The organism is Sporosarcina sp. SAFN-015, assembly GCF_059415085.1.
In genome coordinates this window covers 215,894-241,598 of record NZ_JBPFDR010000002.1, presented here as the reverse complement: position 1 = coordinate 241,598, position 25,705 = coordinate 215,894, and the positions used below count along the sequence as shown (strand labels likewise).

29 protein-coding genes are annotated in these 25,705 nt (G+C 44.8%); 9 read left to right on the top strand and 20 right to left on the bottom strand.

The features are described 5' to 3' along the window. The first annotated feature begins 59 nt into the window (after positions 1 to 59). The 3 genes from ACR65H_RS04210 (at position 60) to ACR65H_RS04200 (ending at position 3,053) form a co-directional block, all read left to right on the top strand. A complete protein-coding gene (locus ACR65H_RS04210) occupies positions 60 to 761 on the top strand; it encodes a winged helix-turn-helix domain-containing protein (RefSeq protein ID WP_440498907.1) in 702 nt (233 codons plus the stop codon). Continuing rightward, on the top strand, positions 758 to 2,164 hold the full coding sequence (locus ACR65H_RS04205; protein ID WP_440498905.1) for a HAMP domain-containing sensor histidine kinase: 1,407 nt from the start codon (positions 758 to 760) through the stop codon (positions 2,162 to 2,164). The genes ACR65H_RS04210 and ACR65H_RS04205 overlap by 4 nt, the downstream gene beginning before the upstream one ends. Before the next feature lie 340 nt (positions 2,165 to 2,504). Next, positions 2,505 to 3,053 (top strand): hypothetical protein, encoded by a 549-nt coding sequence (locus ACR65H_RS04200; RefSeq protein WP_440498904.1) that lies wholly within the window; start codon positions 2,505 to 2,507, stop codon positions 3,051 to 3,053. A gap of 85 nt (positions 3,054 to 3,138) precedes the next feature. On the opposite strand, the gene ACR65H_RS04195 is transcribed toward ACR65H_RS04200, so the two are convergent. From ACR65H_RS04195 to ACR65H_RS04180, 4 genes are all read right to left on the bottom strand, one after another. Beyond that, on the bottom strand, positions 3,139 to 3,744 hold the full coding sequence (locus tag ACR65H_RS04195; protein WP_440498902.1) for an alpha/beta hydrolase: 606 nt from the start codon (positions 3,742 to 3,744) through the stop codon (positions 3,139 to 3,141). Positions 3,745 to 3,921: 177 nt separating this feature from the next. Further along, the gene (locus ACR65H_RS04190; protein ID WP_440498900.1) at positions 3,922 to 5,118 is read right to left on the bottom strand and encodes a DUF3238 domain-containing protein; all 1,197 of its coding nucleotides are present in this window, start codon (positions 5,116 to 5,118) and stop codon (positions 3,922 to 3,924) included. Positions 5,119 to 5,484: 366 nt separating this feature from the next. After that, positions 5,485 to 7,155 carry a ribosomal protection-like ABC-F family protein gene (abc-f, locus tag ACR65H_RS04185; RefSeq protein WP_440498899.1) on the bottom strand — a complete coding sequence of 557 codons (1,671 nt, stop codon included), beginning with the start codon at positions 7,153 to 7,155 and terminating at the stop codon, positions 5,485 to 5,487. A 304-nt stretch (positions 7,156 to 7,459) separates the two neighbouring features. Then, positions 7,460 to 8,011 carry a histidine phosphatase family protein gene (locus ACR65H_RS04180; RefSeq protein ID WP_440498897.1) on the bottom strand — a complete coding sequence of 184 codons (552 nt, stop codon included), beginning with the start codon at positions 8,009 to 8,011 and terminating at the stop codon, positions 7,460 to 7,462. A 128-nt stretch (positions 8,012 to 8,139) separates the two neighbouring features. Between ACR65H_RS04180 and ACR65H_RS04175 the strand changes: the two genes are divergently transcribed. Beyond that, entirely contained in the window at positions 8,140 to 8,331 is a 192-nt protein-coding gene (locus ACR65H_RS04175; protein ID WP_440498895.1) for a gamma-type small acid-soluble spore protein, read from the top strand. Between the two features lie 32 nt (positions 8,332 to 8,363). On the opposite strand, the gene ACR65H_RS04170 is transcribed toward ACR65H_RS04175, so the two are convergent. Further along, positions 8,364 to 9,329, bottom strand: a complete 966-nt coding sequence (locus tag ACR65H_RS04170; protein WP_440498894.1) for an alpha/beta hydrolase — start codon at positions 9,327 to 9,329, stop codon at positions 8,364 to 8,366. A 195-nt stretch (positions 9,330 to 9,524) separates the two neighbouring features. Between ACR65H_RS04170 and ACR65H_RS04165 the strand changes: the two genes are divergently transcribed. Next, positions 9,525 to 10,103: a DUF421 domain-containing protein gene (locus tag ACR65H_RS04165; RefSeq protein ID WP_440498893.1), complete on the top strand. Its 579-nt coding sequence runs from the start codon at positions 9,525 to 9,527 to the stop codon at positions 10,101 to 10,103. A 50-nt stretch (positions 10,104 to 10,153) separates the two neighbouring features. Here the strand turns inward: ACR65H_RS04165 and ACR65H_RS04160 are convergent, their stop codons facing one another. From ACR65H_RS04160 to ACR65H_RS04150, 3 genes are all read right to left on the bottom strand, one after another. Beyond that, on the bottom strand, positions 10,154 to 10,303 hold the full coding sequence (locus ACR65H_RS04160) for a YfhE family protein (protein ID WP_440498891.1): 150 nt from the start codon (positions 10,301 to 10,303) through the stop codon (positions 10,154 to 10,156). Positions 10,304 to 10,411: 108 nt separating this feature from the next. Then, on the bottom strand, positions 10,412 to 11,680 hold the full coding sequence (locus ACR65H_RS04155; protein ID WP_440498890.1) for a DUF4179 domain-containing protein: 1,269 nt from the start codon (positions 11,678 to 11,680) through the stop codon (positions 10,412 to 10,414). Then, a complete protein-coding gene (locus ACR65H_RS04150; RefSeq protein ID WP_440498888.1) occupies positions 11,667 to 12,197 on the bottom strand; it encodes a sigma-70 family RNA polymerase sigma factor in 531 nt (176 codons plus the stop codon). The genes ACR65H_RS04155 and ACR65H_RS04150 overlap by 14 nt, the downstream gene beginning before the upstream one ends. A gap of 130 nt (positions 12,198 to 12,327) precedes the next feature. Here ACR65H_RS04150 and pgeF point away from each other — a divergent pair, with 130 nt between their 5' ends. Continuing rightward, positions 12,328 to 13,089, top strand: a complete 762-nt coding sequence (gene pgeF, locus ACR65H_RS04145; protein WP_440498886.1) for a peptidoglycan editing factor PgeF — start codon at positions 12,328 to 12,330, stop codon at positions 13,087 to 13,089. A 236-nt stretch (positions 13,090 to 13,325) separates the two neighbouring features. Here pgeF and ACR65H_RS04140 read toward each other — a convergent pair whose 3' ends face one another. From ACR65H_RS04140 to ACR65H_RS04120, 5 genes are all read right to left on the bottom strand, one after another. Continuing rightward, positions 13,326 to 13,997, bottom strand: a complete 672-nt coding sequence (locus ACR65H_RS04140; RefSeq protein ID WP_440498884.1) for a GNAT family N-acetyltransferase — start codon at positions 13,995 to 13,997, stop codon at positions 13,326 to 13,328. A gap of 2 nt (positions 13,998 to 13,999) precedes the next feature. Then, positions 14,000 to 14,674 (bottom strand): GNAT family N-acetyltransferase, encoded by a 675-nt coding sequence (locus ACR65H_RS04135; RefSeq protein ID WP_440498882.1) that lies wholly within the window; start codon positions 14,672 to 14,674, stop codon positions 14,000 to 14,002. After that, on the bottom strand, positions 14,658 to 15,557 hold the full coding sequence (locus ACR65H_RS04130) for a carbon-nitrogen hydrolase family protein (protein ID WP_440498881.1): 900 nt from the start codon (positions 15,555 to 15,557) through the stop codon (positions 14,658 to 14,660). Before ACR65H_RS04130 ends, ACR65H_RS04135 begins: the two co-directional genes overlap by 17 nt. A gap of 270 nt (positions 15,558 to 15,827) precedes the next feature. Further along, a complete protein-coding gene (locus ACR65H_RS04125; protein WP_440498880.1) occupies positions 15,828 to 16,037 on the bottom strand; it encodes a hypothetical protein in 210 nt (69 codons plus the stop codon). Between the two features lie 14 nt (positions 16,038 to 16,051). Continuing rightward, the gene (locus ACR65H_RS04120; RefSeq protein ID WP_440498879.1) at positions 16,052 to 16,201 is read right to left on the bottom strand and encodes a hypothetical protein; all 150 of its coding nucleotides are present in this window, start codon (positions 16,199 to 16,201) and stop codon (positions 16,052 to 16,054) included. A 131-nt stretch (positions 16,202 to 16,332) separates the two neighbouring features. Between ACR65H_RS04120 and ACR65H_RS04115 the strand changes: the two genes are divergently transcribed. Next, positions 16,333 to 17,238 (top strand): NAD(P)/FAD-dependent oxidoreductase, encoded by a 906-nt coding sequence (locus tag ACR65H_RS04115; protein WP_440498877.1) that lies wholly within the window; start codon positions 16,333 to 16,335, stop codon positions 17,236 to 17,238. A gap of 53 nt (positions 17,239 to 17,291) precedes the next feature. Here ACR65H_RS04115 and ACR65H_RS04110 read toward each other — a convergent pair whose 3' ends face one another. The 3 genes from ACR65H_RS04110 to ACR65H_RS04100 form a co-directional block, all read right to left on the bottom strand. Beyond that, positions 17,292 to 18,095, bottom strand: a complete 804-nt coding sequence (locus ACR65H_RS04110; protein WP_440498876.1) for an N-acetylmuramoyl-L-alanine amidase — start codon at positions 18,093 to 18,095, stop codon at positions 17,292 to 17,294. Between the two features lie 218 nt (positions 18,096 to 18,313). Beyond that, positions 18,314 to 18,514, bottom strand: coding sequence for a BhlA/UviB family holin-like peptide (locus ACR65H_RS04105; RefSeq protein ID WP_440498875.1), 201 nt, complete (start codon positions 18,512 to 18,514; stop codon positions 18,314 to 18,316). Between the two features lie 235 nt (positions 18,515 to 18,749). Next, positions 18,750 to 19,172 (bottom strand): DNA-binding response regulator, encoded by a 423-nt coding sequence (locus tag ACR65H_RS04100; protein WP_440498874.1) that lies wholly within the window; start codon positions 19,170 to 19,172, stop codon positions 18,750 to 18,752. A gap of 170 nt (positions 19,173 to 19,342) precedes the next feature. Here ACR65H_RS04100 and ACR65H_RS04095 point away from each other — a divergent pair, with 170 nt between their 5' ends. Next, the gene (locus ACR65H_RS04095) at positions 19,343 to 19,678 is read left to right on the top strand and encodes a helix-turn-helix domain-containing protein (RefSeq protein ID WP_440498872.1); all 336 of its coding nucleotides are present in this window, start codon (positions 19,343 to 19,345) and stop codon (positions 19,676 to 19,678) included. Positions 19,679 to 19,687: 9 nt separating this feature from the next. Beyond that, the gene (locus ACR65H_RS04090) at positions 19,688 to 20,137 is read left to right on the top strand and encodes an ImmA/IrrE family metallo-endopeptidase (RefSeq protein ID WP_440498871.1); all 450 of its coding nucleotides are present in this window, start codon (positions 19,688 to 19,690) and stop codon (positions 20,135 to 20,137) included. 332 nt (positions 20,138 to 20,469) lie between these two features. Here the strand turns inward: ACR65H_RS04090 and ACR65H_RS04085 are convergent, their stop codons facing one another. The 4 genes from ACR65H_RS04085 to ACR65H_RS04070 form a co-directional block, all read right to left on the bottom strand. After that, positions 20,470 to 21,783: a DUF4179 domain-containing protein gene (locus ACR65H_RS04085; protein ID WP_440498870.1), complete on the bottom strand. Its 1,314-nt coding sequence runs from the start codon at positions 21,781 to 21,783 to the stop codon at positions 20,470 to 20,472. Beyond that, positions 21,776 to 22,294 carry a sigma-70 family RNA polymerase sigma factor gene (locus ACR65H_RS04080; protein ID WP_440498869.1) on the bottom strand — a complete coding sequence of 173 codons (519 nt, stop codon included), beginning with the start codon at positions 22,292 to 22,294 and terminating at the stop codon, positions 21,776 to 21,778. The genes ACR65H_RS04085 and ACR65H_RS04080 overlap by 8 nt, the downstream gene beginning before the upstream one ends. 115 nt (positions 22,295 to 22,409) lie before the next feature. Next, the gene (locus ACR65H_RS04075; protein WP_440498868.1) at positions 22,410 to 24,077 is read right to left on the bottom strand and encodes a MutS-related protein; all 1,668 of its coding nucleotides are present in this window, start codon (positions 24,075 to 24,077) and stop codon (positions 22,410 to 22,412) included. Between the two features lie 164 nt (positions 24,078 to 24,241). Next, positions 24,242 to 25,702 carry a protein adenylyltransferase SelO gene (locus ACR65H_RS04070; RefSeq protein WP_440498867.1) on the bottom strand — a complete coding sequence of 487 codons (1,461 nt, stop codon included), beginning with the start codon at positions 25,700 to 25,702 and terminating at the stop codon, positions 24,242 to 24,244. Positions 25,703 to 25,705: the final 3 nt, after the last annotated feature.

Sequence of the window (25,705 nt, the reverse complement as noted above, 5' to 3'; positions counted from 1 at the left end):
TTTCTATTTCATTCCGCTATAATTAATGAATAGAGAAACTTTACTTAGGAGGGCGGCTAATGAACATCCTCGTAATCGAAGACAATGAAAGCGTATCTTCTATGATTGAACTGTTTTTTGAAAAAGAAGGGATTCACGGCGAATTCGTGAAAGATGGTCTTCAAGGGTATGAGCGGGCAGTGTCAGGAAGTTGGGATTGCTTGATCATTGACTGGATGCTGCCGGGGATGGACGGGGTGACAATTTGCCGGAAACTGCGTCAAGCCGAGGTTGCTGTGCCGATCATCATGCTGACGGCGAAAGATAGTGAATCCGACCAAGTCCTTGGACTTGAAATGGGCGCGGATGATTATGTGACGAAGCCGTTCAGCCCACTTGCGCTCATGGCCCGCATTAAAGCTGTTACACGGCGCTATGCCGTTAAGAAGGATGATGATTTCGACAATGATACGCTTAAGACAAATCATTTCACGATCAACACGTCGACCCGAGAAGTACGATTAGACGGCAAGCCTGTACCGAACTTGACGCCAAAGGAATTCGACTTGCTCCAATTTTTCATACAGCATCCAAAACAGGTGTTTTCGCGTGAACAACTGCTGGATCGAGTGTGGGGATACGATTTTTACGGCGATGACCGGACGGTAGATGTGCATATCAAACGATTACGATCGAAGGTTTCGAAAGCAGACCAGCCGTTTTTCCATACAGTATGGGGTGTCGGCTATCGATTTGACGAAACGACCGGTGATACAAAATGAAAATCAAATATTTCCATCAGCAACTGGCAAGTCATATTAGTGTCATCATCATCGCCTTTCTAATCCTTAGTCTGCTGTTCTCCCATTTCGTCGAGCAATTCGTCTATGATAATAAAACCGAAGAGCTCGCTTCGTACGGACAATCGATATTGACCGATATCGAGCAGGATCAAAGGAATTCACGTTCCATTTTGAAATCATATGGATATGTATTGGAAGGCCGAGATATCCAATACTCTTTATTCGACGAAAAGTCGGCTATCATTTATTCTACAGGCCTGAAAACACCTTTGATCGAACTGAACGAGGAAGAATGGCGTGAATTGCAAAACGGGAAAACGATTACCGTGAAACAAGAATACAAACGGTTCGAACAGGCAGTCACTTTCGTCCTTCTCCCCTATTTCCACCGAAACCAATTCGTCGGCGGTGTTTTATTAACCTCCCCGATCAAAGGATCTCGGGAAGTCATTTCGCAAATGAACAGCTATTTAATCTATACGACGTTCATTGCCCTCGCAATTACATTGCTAGTGAGCGGACTTCTATCGACGTTCCATGGAAGGCGCATCAATCGGCTTCGATCGGCGACTGCGAATGTGGCCCAAGGCGACTATTCGGTACGAATTCCGACAGCAGGTGTTGATGAAATTGGAGAGCTTGCAGGCGACTTCAACAAGATGGTCGAAAAGCTCGAAGAATCGGCAGAGGAAATCGAAAATCTAGAAAATCGTCGGAGGCAATTCATGGCGGATGTATCGCATGAACTTCGAACGCCGCTCACGACAATCCGCGGCATTATTGAAGGATTACGAAATGACATGATTTCAGAATCAGAAAAGGAGCGGGGCCTCCAGCTCGCAAGCAGTGAAACGATGAGGCTTATCAGACTCGTGAATGAAAATCTGGATTACGAAAAAATCCGCTCAAATCAAGTAACGTTATTGAAACAGGAAATCCAACTGACGGAACTACTTGCCATCATCCAGGATCAATTAGAGGAAACTGCCGCCGAACGAGCAGATGCAATTATCGTCGAGGTAAGTGAAAAAGCTACCATCTTCGCCGATTACGATCGACTCACCCAAGTCCTCATCAACATAACAAAGAACAGTATCCAGTTCACAGAAAACGGCACAATTTGGCTGAGGGGCTATACGTCAGAGGAGAGTGCAATTATTGAAATCGAGGACACAGGCATCGGCATGGATCCTGAGGAAATTGAGAAGATTTGGAGCCGGTTCTACAAAGCGATCGATTCACGGACAACGAATCCATATGGCGAGTTCGGACTTGGGTTGTCGATCGTGAAACAACTGGTCACATTGCACGGTGGAACAATTTCAGTAGAGAGTGAAAAAGGCAAAGGGACGAAATTTATGATTAAGCTGCCGAATGAATGAGTTTGCGGGAGAGGAATGAAATCTTTGCGGGAATAAAGGAGCCCTTAAGGAATCAATGGAGCCTTTGTGCGATTAATGGAGCCCTTGTGGAATTAATTGAGCCTTCGCGCGATTAATTGAGCCCTTGATGAATTAATTGAGCCTTTGCGCGATTAATTGAGCCCTTGATGAATTAATTGAGCCCTTCGCGCGATTAATTGAGCCCTTCGCAAAGAACGAACAAAATTTGTCAATCGGTCCGCAGCCGATTGGCAGACTTTTTCAATTTAGCGAACGCGAATCTATTAATTTGTGGTACGATATTTCCAAACAATGCAAATTCGTCAGAAGAGGTGTTTCTATGAATTTTATTGCTTGGATCATCATTGCTTGTGAAATCGGTTTTTGGGTCGTCATTGCAGCAGGGCTTGTCACACGATATATCTTCAATAAAAAACGTCTCGGTCTATTTTTTCTCGCCTTGACCCCAGTTATTGATCTTCTATTATTAATCGTCACAGCGAACGATCTTTATAACGGCGCCACCGCCACGCAAGTCCATGCGATTGCCGCCATCTACCTAGGTGTTTCAGTCGCTTTCGGGAAAAGCATGATTCGGTGGGCAGATGAAAAATTTTTATATTATGTCAAAAAGCAAGGTTCAAAGCCTGTTCGCAAACATGGCCTTGCCTATGCAAAGCATTCGATGAAAGGCTCGCTGCAACATGTGCTCGCATTCATTATCGGGGGAGCTTTCCTGTTTCTAATGATTTACTTGATCGATGATCCATCCAAAACGGAAGCCCTCTCCGGCATGTTGAAAGTATGGGCGATCGTTCTCGGAATCGATTTCGCCATTTCCGTGTCCTACTTCATCTGGCCACGACCAGAAAAAAGCAGTTCCATCTAGGAGGAACTGCTTTCAGAAATGTATATTTCATTAAAATCAGCATAAATCCAAAAAAGCCGACCTATGAAGGGTCGACTTTTTTACATTAAAAGTTCTTACGATACCATTCCGCCGCTGCTTCCACTTCTGTCCGCGTTAGCGAATGTCCGTTCATTTCCCAATGAACTTCTGTCGATGCGCCTGCTTCCGTCAGCAACTCCTGCAAATCCGTCGTCTCCTGTGCTGGACAGATCGGATCATTCTTCCCTGCAGCGATGAATACAGGCACTCCCGCCAAATCAGGAAGTCCAATTCCCCGCCTCGGCACCATCGGATGATGCAAAATGGCACCTTTTAACGAATTCGCATAATGGAACAGCAAGCTACCTGCGATATTGGCACCGTTCGAATAACCGACAGCGATAATGTTCTTTCTGTCAAACCCATGCTCATCCGCTGCCTCGTTAAGAAATGTATGCAATTCTTCCGTTCGGAAAATTAAGTCCTTCTCGTCGAAAACACCTTCCGCAAGGCGGCGGAAAAACCGTGGCATCCCGTTTTCAAGAACATTTCCCCGCACACTTAGTACGGAAGCGTCGGGATCGATCATTCCCGCAAGCGGCAATAAATCCTGTTCTGTTCCACCTGTACCATGGAGCAAAAGAAGGGTCGGCTTAGACTTGTCTGCACCTTGTTTGAAAATATATTTCATAATCTCTCCCCCTATTTCTCATATTGCAAATGGGATAAAAGAAATCCCCAATCGTTTACGAAATTACATTGTGCAGACGCTATCCCAAGCAATCTGCATTTTATCTATCTGAAATCACATTATCTCGAATTCAAGATAATAATAACAGAAGCCGATTATGTTGTCAAAGCCGATGGTTCATTCAAAATTTGAGCAGCGCCAATAATGGTAGGCAATCGCTTCCGACATGAAGGCAAGCCCTCTGCTTTCAACTTGGATAATGGGTTGCCATGCTTCTCCTCTCCCTTTCATCAAATAGATTTCGTGATGAGGAGCGGGATCGAAATAGCCAGACATGTCAAATGTACCATGCCTTCTGAAGACAGCATTCACTTCATAGTCAATTTTCGGTGCAGTTGTCAGCGGATTGCCGACCGAATGCTCCAGTAGAAAACCACTTTCTCCTTTTTTATGATCGGTTCTCTTCATCGTTATACCATCGGCGGAGGCCTTCGCTTTTTCCTTGAAATGTTTCAAATGATTATACGCTACTGTCGTTCCAACTTCTTTCGTGAATGTCATCGGCTCTCCTTTTTCATCATAGGACAACTCAATGTCCACACGCGTTCGGAAGCTATCCCCGTTTGGATCAAAACCCCGCCCATCGCCTTTGAAAAAATGATTCGGCGACAGCGGATTCGGATTTCGGATCCACTCATCTTCAAGGAATGTTGTATAGCGGAATTTCCACCGGTCAACGTTCGTAATTTCACGCTCCCGCTCATTGATCGGCTTTAACATGTCTCTTATTTTGCCGATCGATTTAACCGTCGTAAACGTTTCAACAGCTGATTCTGATGTGGACGTATTTGGATTTATCATGCCAAACAGGTTGGACAGCACAGATTTCGCAGATGTCATCCGTTCATCGGATTTAATCAACGGACGTCTTGACCGAATCGTATAGACGTACGATTGATCTACATCGATGTCACGGTCGATAAATCGATTCGTGTCAATTTCAGCTATAAATTCTCCGTTTCGGTAAATTTCATATTTCCCAACGTCTTTAATTTCCTCCCAGGAGAGCGCAATTTGCGTCTTTGCGACAATCGTCGTCATTACAAGCAATTGCAATGGGTTTTCGACATTTTTCTCTTCCGCGAAGGCCGATGTTTGCATGGCAATCACATCGACGACTTGATTATTTTCAACCCGCTCAATCATGTAATGATATAGCTTGCCATGTTTGAAGTCTCCGTCTTGAAATTCTGGGTAGGACCCTTCGTACAAATGCTTGCCATCCTTATATACATTATAAAATCCCCCGACGTCATTCCATGTGAACGAAATTAGGTCTTGCTCATGCTTTACGGATTTGATTTCAAATAGCATACAGACCGCCTCCTGCTTTCATTTTGCTGCAATGACAAACCACCTAAACATTGCACAGCTTTTTATTGTCAATGCCCTTGTTACCGAGTTGCGAAACAAGTGAAGGGAGGGTCTTTAGTCCCGAGATGAGCATAACTATCTGAGATTGTGCCATAACTTTCAAAAGCGTTTTTAGTTCGTTCGTAAAGTCCCGTTTTAGTGATAACTTCATTTATTCAATAGATAACTTTGTGAATCCGATAGATAACTTCATGGATTCGATAGATAACTCTTCACATTCAATAGATAATGCTAAACTCGGAAAAAATCATTCTTAGAATCGCAAAATAAAAACCCGCCCCAGAAAGTGTCCGAAGCGGGTTTAAATTATTTCAGCTCCCTCAATTCCTTGCTGAGCTCTAGAAATTTCCGGTCTAATTCCGCATACTCCCCGTCGCCGGGCTTCAGCATGCTTAATTTTCCTAAGACTGCTTGCAATTCGGTTTCGATACGAAGTCGTTCGTCGATGGACGTTTCCTTTCGTGGTGCGGTCTTCTGTTCCTCCCACTCCTGCAGCGACTGCGGCAATTTCCGGATGCTCCCTTTTTCAAATACGAGCAAGTTATCCGCCATTCGCTCGGTGAAGTAACGATCATGCGAGGCAAAAAGCAGTGTTCCCGGAAAAGTCGACAATGTCTTTTCGAGCTGCTCTCTCGATGGTAAATCCAAATGATTCGTCGGCTCATCCAATAGCAACACGTCCGTTCCTTCGAGGATGAACTGCATGAGTTTCACCTTCACTTTTTCACCTTGGCTCAACTGACCTAATGGCAACTGCCAATGCTTCTTGTTAAAACCGAGATTTGTCAATTGTGTCCGAATCATCCCTTGCTCCTGGTACGAATCCGCATGAAAATGTTCCGAAAGCGTCACGTCTTCCGGCAAATCAAGCACCGCTTGGCTCATATAGCCGATTGACATGCCTTTCGTCAGCCACAAATCCCCTTCAAAATCCTCCTGCCCCATCATCATTCGGAAAAGAGTCGACTTTCCGCTTCCATTTGCACCGACAAGCGCAAACCGCTCACCAGCTTGAACAGTGAAGGATACGTCTTTGAACAATTCGTTGCCGGCATAGGCTTTTCGGACATTCTTCAGTTCCATGACTCGATGCCCTTTTTTCCTCCGCCCTTTCATATCGAATTCGACCGTAATTTCCTCTTCAGGTTTCTCGACTCTTTCTTTTTCAAGCTCCGCCTCCAATCTCATGCGTTTCGAGCGGATCTGGACATCCTTCTTCTTTGCCTTCATACGCCAATATTCTTTTGCCCCCATCGCGCCGCCGCCTTTTTTCATCGATTCCCGATGTGCTTTCTCGGACCATTCCGCAAGCTGCGCCATCTGCTCTTCCACTTTTGCAATCTTTCGTTGCTGTTGAATGAAATGCTGTTCTTGAATCGCCCGGTTCATCTCTTTTTTCTTCCGATACGCCGAGTAATTACCCGTATACAAGGTCAGCCTCCCATGTTCAATCTCAAAAACGAAATCTGCCGTCTGGTCGATGAAATGCCGATCATGCGATACAATTAAATATGTCGCTTTCCCTTCATTAATAATTCTCACCAATTCGTCCAAACTTCTCGCATCTAGATGGTTCGTCGGTTCATCCAATAAAACGACCGCACTTTTCGAAGAAAGCGCTGCCGACAGACGCATCTTCATCCGTTCGCCACCACTCGCAGATGCATACTCAGCCTCCTCAGGAACACTCCATTTCGAACGGTACAAAGATGTTTCAGACTGTTCCCAATCGACGATACCTTCAACTGCTTGCTCTTGTTTGAAATATGTGATGCTCGGCTTTTTCCCAATCCATTCAATGGAGCCCGACGTCGGTTTAATTTCCCCCGCGAGCAAGGATAATAATGTAGACTTCCCCGCCCCATTCGGACCGACAATCGCAATGCAAGCCCCTTCCGGCAGCTCTGCTGAAACTTGTTCCAAGATGATCGTATCTCCAATCGAGTACGTCAGTTGATGAATATTCCCTAGTAACATAATGATTCCTCCCCTTGTGGAGGGCATAAAAAAATCCCTCCGGATGATAACGGAAGGATCGGTAATCATAATCCAATTTTTAAAAACCTCAAAAAATCCCTGTAAATAGGGATAGACACCGTTGAGGAAATGACATAAAAATGGACAGACCAATCCTGTTCTCCGTAAGAATGAAACTTTTCTTTTTCCGGATTTCCAAGATTAGTTGTACATCGTCCACACGTCATTCCCTTCCTCTATAGATGCATTTCATTATACTATAATTCAAAAATTCTTTCAACGGTACGTTGCGGCAAATTCGTCTTCATTGTAGATCTTCTTCCTTCCAAATTCGCTCCCATTGTACATCATCATCCGTCAATTGGACACGATATACGTCCGGATTCGTCAATGCCTGCCACTCCTGAAAACCGATCCGCTCGTCATAACATCTCAAAAGAAGTGTCATCAGATTTCCATGCGTCACGAGTATTACCTTAGATCCGTCAGGCAGTTCATCCACGACATTACAAACACGCTCCATCGCTTCGTGGGAAGATTCTCCGCCTTCATATTTTAAATGGTCATCGAGGAACGTATCCTCCAATTTCAACAACCAATCTTCAAAAGCATGTGAACTCAACGTCCGCTCCGCCAATCGGCTGTCCTCCTCGATGTGGATCTTTTTTTCGTCAGCAATCGCTTCAGCTGTCCTTCTGGCACGAACGAACGGACTTGAAATGATTCGATCTGCTTCCAATTCCGAAAAAAAATCCGCAAGCTTTTCGGCCTGCACAATGCCCTCTGCAGTCAAATCCGCATGCGGCGACTGCCCATCTGCCGAACAATGACGAACAATGTAAATTGTCTTCTCCATTTCAACCACCTCCATTCTTGTTTCCCCTTGTTGAATTCAAAGAAAACATGAGTAATGTTCATAACAAAATTCGACAAAAGAATAAAAAACCCTTTGCCAGGAATCCTAAAGCAATGGAGGTGGAGACAATGAAGATTTCGAAAAAATTCACTCAAGCTGGAACCGATATTGAAGAAGTGAAACGGCAAAATGCAAACTCGGGGCTAAGCTACAACGAAGTGAAGGAAGTTCTTGCACGCACCGGCGGTATAGGGACTGGGCAATATAGCGATACGGATCCTGCACAAGTTAGAAAAGCGAACAAGCCGACTGGTAAATGAAAAAACCGGTTCCCATGACGGGGACCGGCTTTTCATTTCATATATTGGTCTAGGAAATGACCGACCTTCACTTTATAAGTCTCACCCGCAAGCGCAAAAGCCTCTCCATGATTCGCGTTCGGGACGAGGAATATATCAGATTCGCTTGAAGTGTTTCGTTCCAATTCTCTTGCCATCTCCGTCGGTACGAACGTATCACTCATACCATGTATATAAAAGATTGGCACACTTGCTTTCCTCACTTGTTTCAAAGCGCTTGCCTCCCTGAATGAATAACCGGCACGGACCTTTGTCAATGCACTTGTGCTATCCAATAGTGGGAATGCCGGCAGATGAAACATCCGGTTCATTTGGTAGGTGAACAATTGGTAGACGGATTGGTACGGGCTATCAGCGATAATGGCATGCACTTGTCGAGGAAGCTCTTTTTCACCGCTCGCCATTAACACTGTCGCAGCTCCCATCGATAAACCATGATAAGCAATTTCCGTCTTAGCACCAAGCTTTTGCACTAATAGATTCGACCAATCGATCAGATCAAGTCGATCTGGCCAGCCGAATCCGTAATAATCGCCTTCGCTTTTTCCATGTCCTCGCGCATCCGGCATGAAGATGTTATAACCTAAATCATTATGATAATACTGTCCGAAGAGCCCCATTTGCTTCGCATGACCTAAATAGCCATGCGTCAAAATGACAAGCTTGTTCGTCGGTTTGGAGGCAGGTAAATAGTAACCCGATAGTTTAAGTCCATCTCTTGAAGTCAAATGGAGGGTTTCGAACTTCTGCGCAGCAACCCACTTTTTCCAGTCGCCATTCAAATATAGCTCCATCGTCTCGTCAGCAACTTCCAAATCGGCATTTCCCTGCAAGTACTCTTTCGGGCCGCGCTTCACTGCCAGCTCATAAAAAAAGAAGCTGCCCGCGACCTGTATCACTAGGAAGACGGTTGAAAACAGAACCAATAACTTCTTCCAATTTATTTTAATCGTTCTCATTCCCTTTATAGTCTCTCGGCATTCAATATGCCTGCTCTTATTATATCGGAATTAAATTGAGATTATATATGTAAATATTAGTTAATTTTTAATTTAGCAAGTGTTTATTATAGTCATGGTGTTCCCTACCTTGTTTTTATGTATAGCTATACAAATGCTACAAACAATAGCTTATATACGAAGGAGGGCATCATCATGAATCTTGTTTTAGAAACACTTTTAATATTTATCGTCGGTACGATACTTCTGCGGATCGGCGGAAGGAAGTCCATTTCTCAGATGACAATTCCGCAGACAATCATCATGATTGCGATTGGAACATTATTAATTCAGCCGGTGACGGGGCATGGCCTATGGACAACATTCGGACTTGCCGTCATCCTCATCCTATGCCTCCTCGCAACGGAATATCTCCAATTGAAATCCGACAAATCAGAGACGGCGATTTCCGGCAAAGCGGTGCCTGTTATCGTCAATGGGACCATCAATGTGGAAAACCTGAAGAAGCTCAGGCTCACCGTCGATAAGTTGGAGGCGCGCTTTCGACAAGACGGAATCAGTTCAATGAAAGATGTCCAGTTCGCCACTTTGGAGTCAAGCGGACAGCTAGGATATATGTTGAAACCTGAAAAACAAGCCGCCACAAAAGAGGATATCCAAAAACTCATTTCAGTAATTCAAAACGGCCAGATGGGGAATCGGAACCATACCGATAATATTTTCACTGAAACGATAACGAAGAAACAGGACGACGCACCAAAGTATTTACAATAAAAAAGCCGCGGCAGATTGCAGGGGGGATGCAATCTGTCGTGGCCTTTTCATTATTGCTCTTTTTCTCGTTTTTTATTCTCATCTTCTTTAGCAGCTTTGTCGGCACTTTTGAATTCTTTGGTATACAACACTTCCTGGGTCGAGCTTAGGCCATTATTTCTTTCAGTCAGTCTTTCGTGAGGTTCCTTTTTCTGATTCATAGAAAAACGCTCCTTTCCGTCAATCTATAATCAGTTTTCCCGACCTGTCGAAAATTAACCGACTGGTTTCATTGAGCTATATAACCGCCATCCATGTCGATTCAATTCCTACTTCACGGGAATTTCAATCTCATAATCAACCGGCTTCATATGATGCATTCCTTTAATTGTCATATATTCGGGCGTCGTATCCGATGAAAATACTAATGTACGCACCTTCAAAATCCTTCCGTTATGAAGCTTTTCAAAGTCTTGTCTCACAGTTGTTTCCAGCGGGGATGAACTTCCTTGCCCTTCAATTGTTACACCGTCAAAAAGGACATCATCATCCGAAGCAATTGTAATTTCGACTCCATCTTCAGTTTTCAATACATCCCTCACCCAAATATCCTCACCTTTGAGCAGGATGGGTTGCTCATTAATCTGGCTAAGCTGAATCTTTTCATCAACGATCGTATAGCCGACAAATTCCTTAACTACCAACTTTAACGTCTCTAAGTCCTTTGGCAAAGCGTCAAAACGCAATTCGAATCCAGAGCCGCGTAATGAGCTACTACTGCCGCTGCCTAACAAATCAATACGCTTTCCGTTCGCATGCAACTCCACTTTTTCAAAAGGAAGATGAATTCTATCAAAATTTTCCACATCCATTGTTCCTTTAATCATTGTTATTGTAGGTGTAGCTGTGAGTGATTTGAATGTAATTGTTCCTTTATCGACTTTCACTGTTTCCTTAATTTTTTGTCTAATTTCGGTTTGCATCGCTTTATTCGGATCATAAGGAAATGAAATACTTCCTGTCATCCACTTTCCGTTCAGTGCACGTTTTTCATATTCCAATGTTAATTTTTTCGCAAATGGGCTAACCGGGGCAAAAGACATTTCTCCTTTGATTTCAGAAGCATCCTCATTGATGATGGATGTACCGCTACCTCTATCCGAATTCGTTAAAAACCCAGTAATCCTCGGCAGCTGAATATCTTCAATTTCATCGAGATTCGAAAGTGTGTAATAAAGGATCAACTGATTCGCATCCGTCATAATGCCCTCTACAGTAAACTCAGTCCCATCCTCAAGTACAACACTTTCCCCAATCGTCTGGCCCAGACCTTCTTCATTTAAATTAGCTAGCGTACTACTCATCAATTCATCGTACCCCATTATTTTCTTGCCATAATAGGCAAACCCATTATAGTTAAAACCGACAACAGATAAGAATAAGAGTGCAATGACAGCCATTAGCCAAATAGGCTTCCGTTTCTTTTTACTAGGAACAGTGTCCAACGCCTGACTAAGCCGCCCTTCCAATTCCACTGGTGCGGTTATGTTACGCAAACGTTCCTGCTCCTCGGCCAATCGTTTTTCAATATCTTTCATGGGATTCACCCCTGTAAGCTTCTCTTATTTTTTTCAATCCTTGAAAAACCCTCGACTTCACCGTGCCGACCGAAACATTCGTCAGTGCGGCAATCGTCTCGTAATCCAAATCGTGGAAGTACTTCAACTGGATGGCTTCTTTCTGATATTCATTCACAAACATGAGCATTTCTTGGATTTCCATTTGCTGTTCACTTTGCAAATACGGATCATGACCCGACTTCTCTGGTTCCCATTCATCCAACAATACAATTTTTTGCCGCTTTTTAAGCATCTGCTTGCAGCCATTTACAAGGATCGTTTTACTCCAGCTGTAAAATGCCGCTTCCTTCTGTAGCTGGTGAATATTCATATACAAACTGACAATCATCTCTTCCATTGCATCCATTGCATCGTTTTCATTTCCCATATATGTCAGGGCAAGACGATAATAGTCGTCCCGCTGATTCATGATCAGTTGAAGCAATGCCTCTTTGCTCCCCTTTTTTGCTTTCTTCACTAACCGAACGACCTTCACGACCTCACCTCTCCCCTATAAGAGTCATCATACCGTGAAAAAGTTCATTTTCACCGAAAATAATTTAGTCCCGGAACATCTGTCATGGTTGTCCATAGTGTAATCGAGTATAGTAAGAACAGGTGATGATATGAAAACAAAAATATATATCGACAACGATACATTCGTTGCAGGAACAACATTGAGGGATGAACGTTTGCCCGAGCATAATAATATGGCGTTTCACGCATGTGAGAAGCCCGAAACTGTCCTCGTAAATCGAAAACGATTGGCGGACATCCTGCAATGCAAGCTGGCGGATTTCGTCAGCGCCAGTCAAACACATAGCGCGAACTTTCATAAGGTGACCCTTGCCGACAAAGGACGCGGCGCTGAAGTAGGGGCGACTGCGATTCCGAATACGGATGCGCTTTACACCGTTGAACCTAATGTGTTGCTCTGCAGTTTCACTGCCGATTGCGTTCCGGTCATTTTTTGGAATGAAGCACGCGGCCTCATCGGCGTCATCCATTCTGGCTGGCAAGGAACGGTCAAGGAAATCACTTTGAAGGTGTTTGAGCATCTGAAAGAAGTTGAGGGATGTCATCCTGCTGATTTCCATGTACAAATCGGGATGGCGTTAAGTCAGGAGAAGTTTGAAGTGGACGAGGATGTATATGTGAAATTCAAAGCGCTCGGCTATGCGGATGAATTAATGTATTTCAATGAAACAACGAATAAATACCATATCGACAACCAGAAAACAGTGAAGAAGCAATTGGAACTGGCCGGGATTCCGGAAAACCGGATCGCCATCGACCGGACATGCACCTATGTGAGCCCGGATGGCTTCTCGTACCGTCAAGATAAGAAAGCGGGACGGCATTTGAGCTTTGTAATGAGGAAGGGGTAAATCTGGCAAGCGATCCTTTGGACGTGGGACGACTCGCTTTGGACGCGCGTCGACTCACTTTGGACGCGCGTCGACTCACTTTGGACGCGCGACGACTTACTTTGGACGCGCGACGACTCGCTTTGGACGCGCGACGACTCACTTTAAGCGCGGGAGGCATTCGTGCCCATATAATCAAAATAGACTGCCGTAGAAAGTCCGTTATCAACGGCTTTCTCAGACAGTCTATTTCGTTTTTATAACGGTCGCAGCGCAACTGTTTCTTTTTGTTTCAATGCTTCTACCATATCGAGCCATTGTTGTGGTTTATTCGGCAAGACCGAATAGTAATCCATTAAGAAATCTACGACTAGGCTGGATGGAATCTCCGTCACTTGCTCATCTGTCGGCATGAAGCAGAAATCGAGGCCTTCCACTGCTTCCCCATCGTTTTTCCATGATGGATGTACATATGTGAAATCGAGGCGCTTGTAGCCGAGATGGGAGAGCACTTCCCTCCGGACGTACGGATTCATAGCCATCACACCGCCGAAAGCGAAATCTTCTCGCTCATATGGATCGTAAATTTCAGCGAACATGCCGAATAGCGTCTTGTCATTTTCTTTCGCCAGCCTCTGTAAATCCTCTTCACGCCGTTTCGCCAAGAAGCGGCCGATGCCAAGGCCCGATTGCCCGATAATCGTGAAATCGGTCATTGCTATATTCCAGTCCGGATAATAGCGGTATTCAGTTGCACCGACTACTTCCCCTTTATGCACCGCAACAAAAACGCGAATGCCCGGATCCTCGAGCGGCTCTTTCCATAAGTCGAACTCCAACACTTCTTCCGGTGGGAAAATCTCCCCTAACAATGTGTGCATTTTTGCAAATAACGGATCTTCAATATTGTTCACGCGAATAAATTCCATCTCTATTTCCCCCTCTTAAACGGATTCTTCCATTCCATTAATAACGCATAGTTATGCGATTCTTCGTCTTCCAAATAGTTTTCAATCAACGTGACAGGCATGCGCCCGCAGCGAAGCAAAAACGAAATGACAGGATCCTTTACTGTTCCACGAACGATCTTCTCTACATATTGCTGCGCAGTCATTTCTCCGGCGACCTTTCCGTAGCCCGGCATGCGACCTCCGCCAAGAACCCGTTCAACGTCGAGCTTGACCGCGAGCTGGTAAATCGCCTGCAACATCCACTTGCCAAGCCCCGCTTTCCGGAACTCGGGGCTAATGCAGATATCGACGATATAAAGTGTGTTCCCTTCAGGAATATGGTTGCGAATAAACCCGCCATCCGTCACATCTTCCCACGTATGCTTTGGTTCATCGGGATTAAAATTCACGAGCAGCGTCGTAAGGGAACCAATGATTCGACCGTTATATTCAACACAAATGGCCCCATCAGGAAACAGGCTTACGTGGTTCTCCAACTGTTCACGGCTCCACCATAAGTCTTCCGGAAAAGGCGGCGGAAAGCATTCCGCCTGAAGTGCGATCATGGCATCGAAATCCGCATGTGTATAATTGCGAATGGCAACAGGAATGAAGCTCCCGTTATGGGAGACCATCACCTCACTGCGATATGCCACTGCTCTCACTCCCGACTGGGCTAGTAGTACCCCAATCCGTGTACAAATCGGTTCTGCGATCACGCCATGTGGTCACCGAACCTTTTTCACGCACTTCGTATAACAGGCTCAAATCGAGATCCGCCGTAACGAGCATATCGTGATTCAGCTCTCCTTCCGCTGCCAACCCTTTTGGTGGGAATGGAATGTCGTTCGGTGTAATGATTGCGGCTTGCCCAAAGTTCGCGCGCATGAAATCTACAGTGTTTAGGGAGCCGACCGTTCCCGTCAACACGACATAAACTTGGTTTTCAATCGCTCGCGCGTGGCTCGTATAACGGACGCGATGAAACCCGTGACGGTCGTCTGTGCAAGAAGGACAGAAAATGACATCTGCTCCCGCGGCCTTCACCATCCGAACGATTTCAGGGAATTCGATATCATAACACGTCAAAATGGCGATCCTGCCTTTTTCCGTATCGAACACTTTCAGCTCGTTTCCAGCCGCCATATTCCAGCCTTCTATTTCGAAAGGGGTTATATGCAACTTCGCTTGCTCCTCCACTGTGCCATCCGGGAAGAAAAGATGAGCGACATTATAAAGGCGCCCCTCACGCTGGATAACATGAGTGCCGCCGATAATATGCATGTTCGTTTCTTTGGCGAGCGTCGTGAACAGTTCGATGTATTGATTCGTAAAGCCCGGCAGCGCCTCAATTGACAGCGCTTTTCCATTTTCATCACCAATCGAAAGCAACTGCGTCGTGAAGAATTCCGGAAATAAAACAAACTCAGCCCCATATTCTTGGGCATTGCGGATATAGTGCTCACATTGCGCCTCAAACTCTTCGAAAGAGCTGATTGCATGCAGATGATATTGCACAGCAGAAACGCGAAGTTTCATTAACCTAACCCCCTATTATGTGTAGTTAGCAACATCATAATACACGGGGTGGGTAATGTCATTCATTATTTTCACGGTGGATGTCGTCATTTTGTTAGGCATAAAGTTACAAGATGAGCATAAGTTGCAAAGATTGCGCCATAACTACCGAGAACTCGCGCATAAGTAGCCGAGATTGCGCCATAACTACCCTAAACTAGAGCATAACTCGCAATCTTTGCGACAAATGAAAAGGATGCCGACAAAATCGTCGGTCATCCTTTGTAAAATCTATTTCTTCTGCTGTCTTTTCATTTCATTACGCGCTTCTTGTTTGATCGACTCTAACTGCTCCTCCGCTTTTCTTGCCGCATCGTTCGCCAATCCCGCAGAGTCTTTCGGAAGCCCATTTGGCTTTTCATCTTTATCGCCAGCATAGCTTTTCATGATGATAATCACTCCTTCGGTTGATACATTTAGTATTCCCAAAAAAGCGTTCATCATAAACCTCCCGATCATCTCGTCAATGCGTAATACAAAACATACAGCCATCCAAGGATTCCATGAAAAATGGCCCAAAGTATTGATTTATGCACACTCCAAGAAATGACGACAGCTAAACAAGATCCGAGGCCAATGCCTCGCTCCACCATCCTTTTTTCCACCTCATCCCTCCATAGTTTAGTATAGGTTCGCCAACCTTCTTTCATGAACTGAAATTTTTGTCGTTCTTTGTGCAGGAAGCTTATTTTCATTCCGTCAGGGTAAACTTGCACTAAAAAGGATGAATCATTCCATGATGTATGACTGTATCATTATCGGCGGTGGACCAGCTGGGCTAAATGCCGCCCTTGTACTAGGAAGAGCGAGAAGAAAAGTGCTGCTGTTCGATGATAACCAAGCCCGCAATCGAGTGACACGCGAGGCCCATGGGTTCATTACCCGCGACGGCATCTTGCCAGATGAGTTCCGGCGCCTTGCTCGCAGCGATATCTCCCGCTATCCATCTGTTGAAATCAAAAGCGAAAAGGTTGCTTCTATAAAACGACTAGACAACATACATTTTGAACTGGAAACGGCGGAAGGCAACAGCTTTCATACGATAAAAATCATCTTAGCGACAGGCTTGAAGGATGAACAGCCGAATATCCCGAATATCGAAAAGTTCTACGGCACTAGTTTGTTCAGCTGCCCGTACTGTGACGGATGGGAGCTTCGAGATAAACCGCTCGCCGTCATTGCGGATAAAAACGTATACAAACTTGCGAAAGAAGTTTTTGTATGGAGCAAGGATCTGGCCGTGTTCACGAATGGCGAAGGACGGCTTGAGGCGGATGAATGTAATAAATTGCTTGAGAAAGGCATCAAAGTTTATGAAGACAACATCGCTGCGCTGGAAGGTGAAAACGGACAGCTGAAAGGAGTCTGTCTTGAAGATGGAACTCTCATTGACCGCGCCGGTGGATTCGTTACGCCTCTATGGAGCCATAGCAATCAGTTCGCAGAAGAGCTCGGCTGTGAGCTGAATGAATACGGGGGCATCCAGACTGACGAATATGGCAGGACGAATGTGTGGAATGTATATGCAGCAGGGGACACCGCTCATATTGTCCCCGCCCAGCTCGTCATTGCCGCGGGATCTGGAAGCGCCGCCGCGATTGGAGTGAATGGAGATTTGACGAATGAATTTTTTGGTGATTGATTCCAATATGTAAAATGCCTGTGCAGAAGTTGATTGCACAGGCGGTTGTCTCCTTACAGATTAACAACAATGATAAACGCATCAAACCCTGCGGCTTTCAAATCAGCCACTTGCTTGTCCGCATTAGCCTTGTCCGCAAACGAGCCTGTAATTACCCGATAATACGTCGTGCCATTCAGAACGACGATGTCAATGAAGCTGTCGAATCCTTTCGCCTTGAGTGCGGCGATTTGCTGGTCGGCATTGGCTCTCGTCGTAAAGGAACCCGTGACAACCCGGTATAAAACATTGTCTGTCGGTGGCGGTGTGCTTGTTTTTTGCAGGCCTAACGCCTTGGCTAGTCCATTCACATGACCTCTCGCCGCCTTGTCGAGCCATGCGGATGTTTTCATTTTTGCAGCATCGGTCGCGTTGTCGATAAACCCATTCTCTGTCAACATCGCATGCATCCTGCTTTCACGGAGTACGTGGAAATTCTCTTTCTTCTTGCCGCGGTTCGGCATATCGATTAATTTCACAATTTCCGCGTGAATCGTATTGCGTAGTTGAGCGGTAGTAGAAGAATCCGACAGTGCGCTATGGATGTAATCCTCATACCCCGTTCCGCCGCCTGCATTAATATGGATGCTCAAATAATAATCGGCACCCCATGCATTCGCATCATTCGTCCGTTGCACCAAGCTGACTGTCTGATCGCCTGTCCGGCTCATTCGCACCGTCGCATTGGAATATTCATTCACAAGCATATTTTTGACACGCGTTGCGATTGCGAGCGTCACATCTTTCTCCTTTAAACCATTTGCAGTAGCTCCGGGGTCTGTTCCACCATGTCCTGGATCGATATAAATTTTAACCATTTGTCATCTTCCTCTCGTTATTTAATTTTTTTATTCCGTGACTATACATATTCCGCCGTTTTTGATCATCTACATGACAACCACCTCCTTTCGACGTCGTTTTCTTCCGGCATCACCTCCTTTCCGGTCAGCGCCGGGTGGTTTTGCGCGAGTTTCGCACATTTTTGTTCATCTTAGGACTTCCGAACCATTCGCTTCGCCAATAAAAAAAGCGATGCCTATTTCTTTGGCAATCGCTCTTTCACTTCTCGTATTTCTTCAACAATGACGTCGTATTTTTCCGACATCGTTTCCAATAACTGCTGATAACTTTTCTCCCTAGATTCACTGCTTTTCACTTGATACCAAAACAGCCATACGAACAGGACGGCAAACGGGCCCTGTGTCAAAAAATAACCTAGCAGTTCTTTAATAGCCATGCCCATCCTCCTTTTTTCAGGAAAATAAAAAGAACGCCCATTGGACGCCCCTTTGAAATTCCTCTTATTGCGTTGCATGTTTACTTGGCCTGTACTCATTGTAACCTGGAGAAATTCTTCTCGTCATTTCTACGACATTTGCGGCACATCCGACATTTGCGACAAGTTATGTTGCGCCTGACCAATTTCTTTGGCCTGCACCCAGTGTAACCCGAAACAATTTCAATCGTCATTTCTACGACATTTGCGGCACGTCCGACATTTGCGACATCCTATCAATAATGGAATCTTTTATTCTCCCGATTTGGCGATCCGAAACTTGCATATGCCTGCCGATCCACCGCAAACTCTTCCCTTCCAGCAGCCAGTGCAGCACTTCGATTTCACGGTCCTCCGTAATAAGCGGAATACGCTCCTGCACAAGTTGGATTTTCCGCTCATACTCGTACACTTTTTTCAAACGCCTTTCCCTTCTATTGAATTCCCGATAGATCGGATCGCTCGGTCGACCGCCACTCGCTTTTGGCATTGCCGCATCCAGTCCGTAGCGTGCTGTCATCCCCTCGCTGACTTCATTCATTCCTTCCCGAATGACTTTGACACTGTTGATCATCCAATGGTAATCCTTCAATAATTGATCCATTTCCTCCTTCATCATGACAATCACCCCTTATTTTTGTTTCATTAATGAAACAATATGTCGCTAATGAAACTTATTAGTCAACACTTTATCATGGAGAAGTTTCATTTGCAACTACTATAAATTAATTAAGTTGTCACGAAAGAAACCACAGTGTATAATGTCCATAATGAACAGGGGGTTGCACAATGTATTCTATAGGCCATGAAATTAAAAGGATTCGGACTGAAAACAGATTGTCCCAAGAGGAGTTTGCAGATCGGATCAATCAAAAAATAGGTCTCTCGATTACGAAAGGAATGGTATCGAAGTGGGAATCCGATTCGATCGAACCTAAAACAAGGATGATCAAAGCGATTGCGGAGACATTCCACGTTTCATTGGATCAGATGCTCGGCTTAAATGTGCCCGAAAAGCCATCAACCGTTGAAACGATCGCTGCCCATATCGACGATGATTTAACGGAAGAAGAACTGGTGGAAATAAAAAAATATATCCAATTCATCAAGTCGCAACGAAAGTGAGGTGGTTCCATGACCTATGAATCCCTGATTGCCCAATACCCCCACTTGGTCATCAAGGAAGTCAAAACGCTTCCATCCGGGCTCGCGGGCCTTTATATGGACGATGTCGTACTTATTGATAAAAATAGGAGCCATTACGAAAAACATTGTATTTTGGCGGAGGAAATCGGTCATTACGAAACGACATATGGCGATATTACCGATCTTCAGAAACTGACGAATTTGAAGCTGGAACTCGCTGCAAGGAGATGGGGATATGAAAAAATCGTTTCGTTAGATAAATTGATCGAATGCTATGAATCAGGCTTTAAAAGCGTTGAGGAAGTGTGCACGCATCTTGAGGTAACGGAGGATTATTTGATGGCTTCCATTGTTCATTACCACTCCCGTTTCGGTGTTTCGACGAGCTATAAAGGGTATGAAATTTTCTTCGACCCCTTATATTTGCGGAAGCAATAATTTTTTTTGGAGACAAAACGAACATATGTTTGTTTTGTTTGAGTAAAAAAGACCAAATCCATTACGGTTTGGTCTTCTTGAAGGTTTATGAGCACTTATGCGGATTTATGAGCGCTCGGCTACGGTTTATGAGCACTTATGTGGATTTATGAGCGCTCGGCCACCGTTTATGAGCGCGTATTCCGATTTATGAGCTCTCGGCTGCCGTTTATGAGCGCGTATGCCGATTTATGAGCGCTTGGCTGCCGTTTATGAGCACTTATTCCGATTTATGAGCACTCGGCCACCGTTTATGAGCGCTTGCCGCGATTTATGAGCGCTCGCCTAATAAATTATTTCCCCAGTTCTATTTTAACATCACCGGTAATGTAGTTAGGGTAGCTCGTCAATTCAAAGGATAGTGGGTTCGTATAATGGGTCGCTCCAAACGTCATATCCCAATGCCGCGTCCCTTCTTCGTCCACATGCATCCCTGTCGATGAAATATGGATCTCCTTACCTTTCGCATCTTTGCCTGTAGAAATTATGTCATAGGTATGCATAGGATTCCCGTCCCTGTCCGGCATGATAAGATGCATTCCCGACTGTCTAGCCTCTAAGATTTGCAGCCTATCGTCTTTCGGGCCGTTGATGATCTCGCCTTTCACCGTATCGACAACCAGCGTCGCTTCATCTTTATCCAATGCTTGCATTTTATTGATGCGCAAGTAAAGCCTTTTGGGTTGCTCAAAGTAATTGCTTTGCAAAAAATAAGTTTCCCTGCCCCTTGCCGAGACGCCATTCATGATGGATCCCCATACCTCCCCAGTTTCATCCTCCAATCGCATATCTTCAAATTGAAGGATTTTTTTCGTATTTGCTTCATCAAAATCAACTTTTACAGCTACACGTAAAGGATAAATGGTGATTTCCTCAATCGTTAGTTTTTGCGATTCAACCTCGATTTCTTCATTCAACACGAAAGTCTTCCCTGGCTTTACGTTCTCCTGTAATTCAAATGGCAATGAAAACGAAATATCTTCCCCTTGGAATGAAACATCCATATCCAGTGTGAATAATAATTTCTTGAATTTCATGGGACTTTCAAAGTGGTACGTAACTCGATTAGCTACTTCCTTAGGGTTATCAAAAACATCTATACCTCCATAAGAAATGCCGCTTGGTGGAATCCCCTCTTCATGCTTTAAATCAACTGTTCCCAAAGAAAGTGACTTCAACTTATCTTTTGATTTAAGTGTGTAATAAATATTAATCCCCGTCTCATCCAAAATTGCACCATCTATCGTCAATGTCAGCCCATTTTCCGTTTGAACCGCATCGACTTTTTGGTAATAGTCATTTTTAAAGATACCTTCCAATCCTTTATCAAACTGTATTAAATCCACGAACTTCTCCATGCCTGGAATTGACGCAACCGCGTTTGCAAATGCCGGAGACACACGGATGGATGTGACAAATGTAAAGAATAGAAGCGCGGCTACAGCTAATGACAAAATCCTATTACGCTTCTTCCGCGCTTTCACCTTATCACGTCTCGCTCGGTCAAAGCCTCGGCGAATTGCATCATCTGCTTCGTCTAAGGGAAGATGGATTTCATCCAACTGATCTTTCATTTCCAATAGTTTTCTTTCTTCCTTCTCAAACATGATCCATTCCTCCTTTGTCCCCGAAGTGGCTTCGCAACGATCGCAATATGTTATGCAGCCGCGATTTGACCGTGCCTTCCGGTAAGCTCGCTAGTTCCGCGATTTCCTTTATTTTCACGTCTTGAAAGTATTTTAGATAAATCAATTGCTGTTCGTCTGGTTTCAAGGTGGCCAGCGCTTCAGTCAATTCCAATCGGTATTCGTCTTTCCTCCCAATTGCTTCGTCCACTTCTCCAGTTATGACATACCGTTTTCCTCGTTTTAACTGATCTTGGCAATAGTTCATCATAATGCGGATAAGCCAAGTCTTCACATACGCCGGTTCTCTGACCGTATGAATTTTTTTATACGCCCGATATGTTACTTCTTGAAGTGCTTCCAACGCATCCGCCTCATTTTTCAAGAAGAAAAACGCTGTTCGAAGGAGAGCTTCTTTATGGAGTTGCATGAGCGCTAGAAAGGCCTCATCGTCCCCACGTATCGCTTTTTCACTTATCTCTTTCTCATCCATTCCCAACACCTCATTCCCCTTCTTACACATTAGACTGCGTAAACTCGAAAAGGTTCAAAAATTATGTAAAAAATTGCCCGGAGAAAATCCCCGGGCGAAATAGATCCTAATATCTTCAAGTCGTCAGCACTTCCCACTCGCGTTCATTCATGAAATCCTTTGCTAAACGGTTTGCTTGATCGGTGATTTCCTCGGGGTAAACTAACACTTCCAGAAGCTTTATCGCATTTCTTGAGGTGGACGGACCCGAACGAATCTTGTAATCAAAATGAATATCGCCATCTTTGAATGTCTCTGTAAAATGATAATTTTCATAGGTATGCTTCATCATTTCGGTCAATTCAATATCATGCGAAGCTGTAATATTGATCCCTTTGCTTTTTGAAAGCCATTTCATTATAGCTGCGGATGCGGCGATCCGTTCCACAGTGTTTGTCCCTTTCAGAAGTTCGTCAATAACCGAAATGCATGGTTTCCCTTCTTCAAGAAACTTGATAATCCGCTTCAACGATTTAATTTCAGCAATGAAGTAACTATCCCCTTGCAGCACATTGTCCTGCACAGCCATTGACGTTGCAACAAAGCTTGGTTTCATTGACCACTTATTCGCCAGTACAGTATGAATCGTTTGCGACAATATGGCATTTATGGCGACCGCCTTGCTGTACGTCGATTTTCCGGACGCATTCGATCCAGTAATCAGCGTACATTTTCCTAAACGTGAGCTGTTGGTGACAGGTTCATCAAGTAACGGATGCGCCATGTTGGTGAAAGAGATTTCCTCCGAATCGGTAAAATTCGGCGTGCAGTAGGAAGTGAGTGTGTGGCGATAAAAAACGACCGCCACCGCGGCATCCAGTTTTCCGATCACTTGCCAGACTTCCCGATAATTTTCTTTATGTTTTGTTACTGCGTCAATAATCTTGCTATAGGAAATAAAATCGATGAGGAATAAAATGCGGATATACTCGAAAATGACATCGAATTCACCGCTTCCTTTATTGCCGATCGAAACGAAATTAGTAAGAAGCAAAATCCTTTTGAGCGGTTTCAAATTAGCTTTCAACCGATTCGTGTATTCGGAAATTGAAGCGTCTTGCATTGTCGACAGTTTCTTCCCTGTATTGATGATGCTGGCGGCATAAGTAACAGAATGCAGGCCGTATTCCAACGCGTTTTTATGACGGTAATATGTAAATGCATTTACAAGAAATGATAGAAAAAGACAAAGGAGGCCCCATTTCAATTGGAAAAACAATAAGATGATCGAAGCAACCGGCATGAGTGCCAGAAAGAGAAAAACGTTTGGATTCTTAAGCGTTTTGTTGGATTTGCCATAGAAAAATGAAGAAGAATCCGTATAGTCCCGCTTACCAAGCTTCGACAACGTATGTAGGATTTCCTCACGGAGTTCTTGATTGTTTTCCAATACTATGTACAGTTTTTCATCTCGTTCGACATGGTCAAGGGAAAGCGTGATATCCCTTAGCTGATTTAATAAATACTCAGATCCGACGCTCGTTTGTGTATAGTTGATCTTTTCGAAAACTTGGTCCATCGACAAGTCATGCCATGTGAGCAAATCGACACCATCATAGTTGGAAATGCTATTCTTCTTATTCTCCCAGTACGAGGACACGGAGTCCGAAGCTTCGCGTTGCCTACTAAACATGCCGGTTTCCCATTCTTTCCGAAATTGCTTCCGCAACTTTCTGTTCTTCGTCAGTAAATGGATAGTGACAAGGATTGTGATTGCTGAAAAGATTAGAATTATATATGACAAACGATCACCCCATTTGATTGCTTATTCTATATACGGAAGAAAATGGTTTAAGTTTCGTCAAAAAAGACCAAATCGCTTATGGATTTGGTCTTTTTTGGAGTTAATGAGCATATTCCCTCGTATATTATGAGCGCTTATTCTGATTTATGAGCCCTCAGCCGCCATCATGTTCCGCAGAATGTTCTGTATGGCGTAGTTGAGGCGGACGGTGCGACATATTTTTCTTGTTCGGCTGTGTAGGCATACGGATCTTCAAGTATGTTCAGCAATTTTTCCATTACGCCGAAGTCGCCCTCGATCGCTGCATCCAAGGCTTCCTCTACACGGTGGTTGCGCGGGATGATGGATGGATTACTTTTACGCATCAGTTGATTCACTTCTACTTCGGACTTCTGCTGTCTTTCAAGCCGCGCCTTCCAGCGTTCGTGCCACTCGTTAAATTCCGGAGTCTTACACATCGGCAGCATATTCAGATCCCCTACTGTCAATGCACGGAACGTATTCGTATAATCCGCTTGATTGTCTTTCATTATGTTCAACAGGTCCTTCACGAGCTTTATATCCTGCTCTTCTTCATTGAACAAGCCGAGCTTCCTTCTCATGCCTGTCAGCCAATGCCCGTGATAGAGCTTTGCAAATCCCGACAATGTTTGTTGCGCGATGTCGATCGCTTTTTCTGAGTCTTCATCGAAGAGCGGTAAGAGCGTCTCTGCTAAACGCGCTAGATTCCATTCGGCGATTCCGGGTTGATTGCCATAAGCATAACGCCCTTCACGATCGATGGAGCTGAAGACGGTCGCCGGATCATACGTATCCATGAAGGCGCATGGTCCATAGTCGATCGTTTCACCGCTGATTGCCATATTATCCGTGTTCATGACACCGTGGATGAAGCCGACCAACTGCCATTTTGCCACTAATGAAGCTTGCTTTTCCATCACTTTTTCAAAAAAGGATACATAAGGATTGGAGTCACTTGCCACTTCCGGATAATGCCTTTCAATGGTATAGTCTGCAAGCGTCCGTAAATCTTCGACGACTTGGCGTGCAGCCGCATATTGGAACGTGCCGACACGGATATGGCTTGCCGCAACACGTGTCAAAATAGCTCCTTCGAACGTCTCTTCACGATAAACCGGCGCTCCTGTTACGACGACTGAAAGGCTTCGCGTCGTCGGGAGTCCGAGCGAATGCATCGCTTCGCTCATAATGAATTCACGAAGCATCGGACCAAGTGCCGCCCGCCCATCGCCGCCACGCGAAAATGGCGTCCTGCCAGAACCTTTCAACTGAATATCGACTCGATTTCCTTCAGGCGTTATCTGTTCGCCAAGCAGCACAGCTCGTCCATCTCCGAGCATTGTGAAATGTCCAAATTGGTGCCCTGCATAAGCTTGTGCGATTGGTGCAGCGCCTTCAGGAATTTTGTTTCCCGCAAGGATATCTATTCCTTCTTTGCCTTGCAATATTTCTGCGTCCAAACCGAGCGCTTCCGCCAGTGGGTGATTGAAGATGACTAACTCTGGTGAAGGAGCTTCCTCCGGATTGGTTTCTGCGTAAAATGGCTCCGGCAGCCGAGTGTAACTGTTATCGAAATGCCATCCGAAACCTTTGCTCTCTGTCATCGT

Excerpts from the sequence above, each read along its gene's own strand:
- ACR65H_RS04085 (WP_440498870.1), bottom strand. The coding sequence starts at position 21,783 with ATGTTTGAGAAGGAAGAAAGAAAACTATTGGAAATGAAAGATCAGTTG.
- ACR65H_RS04100 (WP_440498874.1), bottom strand. The coding sequence starts at position 19,172 with ATGATGAAGGAGGAAATGGATCAATTATTGAAGGATTACCATTGGATG.
- ACR65H_RS04070 (WP_440498867.1), bottom strand. The coding sequence starts at position 25,702 with ATGACAGAGAGCAAAGGTTTCGGATGGCATTTCGATAACAGTTACACT.
- ACR65H_RS04125 (WP_440498880.1), bottom strand. The coding sequence starts at position 16,037 with ATGAACGCTTTTTTGGGAATACTAAATGTATCAACCGAAGGAGTGATT.
- ACR65H_RS04110 (WP_440498876.1), bottom strand. The coding sequence starts at position 18,095 with ATGGTTAAAATTTATATCGATCCAGGACATGGTGGAACAGACCCCGGA.
- ACR65H_RS04130 (WP_440498881.1), bottom strand. The coding sequence starts at position 15,557 with ATGAAACTTCGCGTTTCTGCTGTGCAATATCATCTGCATGCAATCAGC.
- ACR65H_RS04175 (WP_440498895.1), top strand. The coding sequence starts at position 8,140 with ATGAAGATTTCGAAAAAATTCACTCAAGCTGGAACCGATATTGAAGAA.
- abc-f (WP_440498899.1), bottom strand. The coding sequence starts at position 7,155 with ATGTTACTAGGGAATATTCATCAACTGACGTACTCGATTGGAGATACG.
- ACR65H_RS04105 (WP_440498875.1), bottom strand. The coding sequence starts at position 18,514 with ATGGCTATTAAAGAACTGCTAGGTTATTTTTTGACACAGGGCCCGTTT.
- pgeF (WP_440498886.1), top strand. The coding sequence starts at position 12,328 with ATGAAAACAAAAATATATATCGACAACGATACATTCGTTGCAGGAACA.
- ACR65H_RS04140 (WP_440498884.1), bottom strand. The coding sequence starts at position 13,997 with ATGGAATTTATTCGCGTGAACAATATTGAAGATCCGTTATTTGCAAAA.
- ACR65H_RS04090 (WP_440498871.1), top strand. The coding sequence starts at position 19,688 with ATGACCTATGAATCCCTGATTGCCCAATACCCCCACTTGGTCATCAAG.
- ACR65H_RS04190 (WP_440498900.1), bottom strand. The coding sequence starts at position 5,118 with ATGCTATTTGAAATCAAATCCGTAAAGCATGAGCAAGACCTAATTTCG.
- ACR65H_RS04180 (WP_440498897.1), bottom strand. The coding sequence starts at position 8,011 with ATGGAGAAGACAATTTACATTGTTCGTCATTGTTCGGCAGATGGGCAG.
- ACR65H_RS04160 (WP_440498891.1), bottom strand. The coding sequence starts at position 10,303 with ATGAATCAGAAAAAGGAACCTCACGAAAGACTGACTGAAAGAAATAAT.
- ACR65H_RS04205 (WP_440498905.1), top strand. The coding sequence starts at position 758 with ATGAAAATCAAATATTTCCATCAGCAACTGGCAAGTCATATTAGTGTC.
- ACR65H_RS04095 (WP_440498872.1), top strand. The coding sequence starts at position 19,343 with ATGTATTCTATAGGCCATGAAATTAAAAGGATTCGGACTGAAAACAGA.
- ACR65H_RS04080 (WP_440498869.1), bottom strand. The coding sequence starts at position 22,294 with ATGGATGAGAAAGAGATAAGTGAAAAAGCGATACGTGGGGACGATGAG.
- ACR65H_RS04115 (WP_440498877.1), top strand. The coding sequence starts at position 16,333 with ATGATGTATGACTGTATCATTATCGGCGGTGGACCAGCTGGGCTAAAT.
- ACR65H_RS04170 (WP_440498894.1), bottom strand. The coding sequence starts at position 9,329 with ATGAGAACGATTAAAATAAATTGGAAGAAGTTATTGGTTCTGTTTTCA.
- ACR65H_RS04200 (WP_440498904.1), top strand. The coding sequence starts at position 2,505 with ATGAATTTTATTGCTTGGATCATCATTGCTTGTGAAATCGGTTTTTGG.
- ACR65H_RS04210 (WP_440498907.1), top strand. The coding sequence starts at position 60 with ATGAACATCCTCGTAATCGAAGACAATGAAAGCGTATCTTCTATGATT.
- ACR65H_RS04155 (WP_440498890.1), bottom strand. The coding sequence starts at position 11,680 with ATGAAAGATATTGAAAAACGATTGGCCGAGGAGCAGGAACGTTTGCGT.
- ACR65H_RS04195 (WP_440498902.1), bottom strand. The coding sequence starts at position 3,744 with ATGAAATATATTTTCAAACAAGGTGCAGACAAGTCTAAGCCGACCCTT.
- ACR65H_RS04165 (WP_440498893.1), top strand. The coding sequence starts at position 9,525 with ATGAATCTTGTTTTAGAAACACTTTTAATATTTATCGTCGGTACGATA.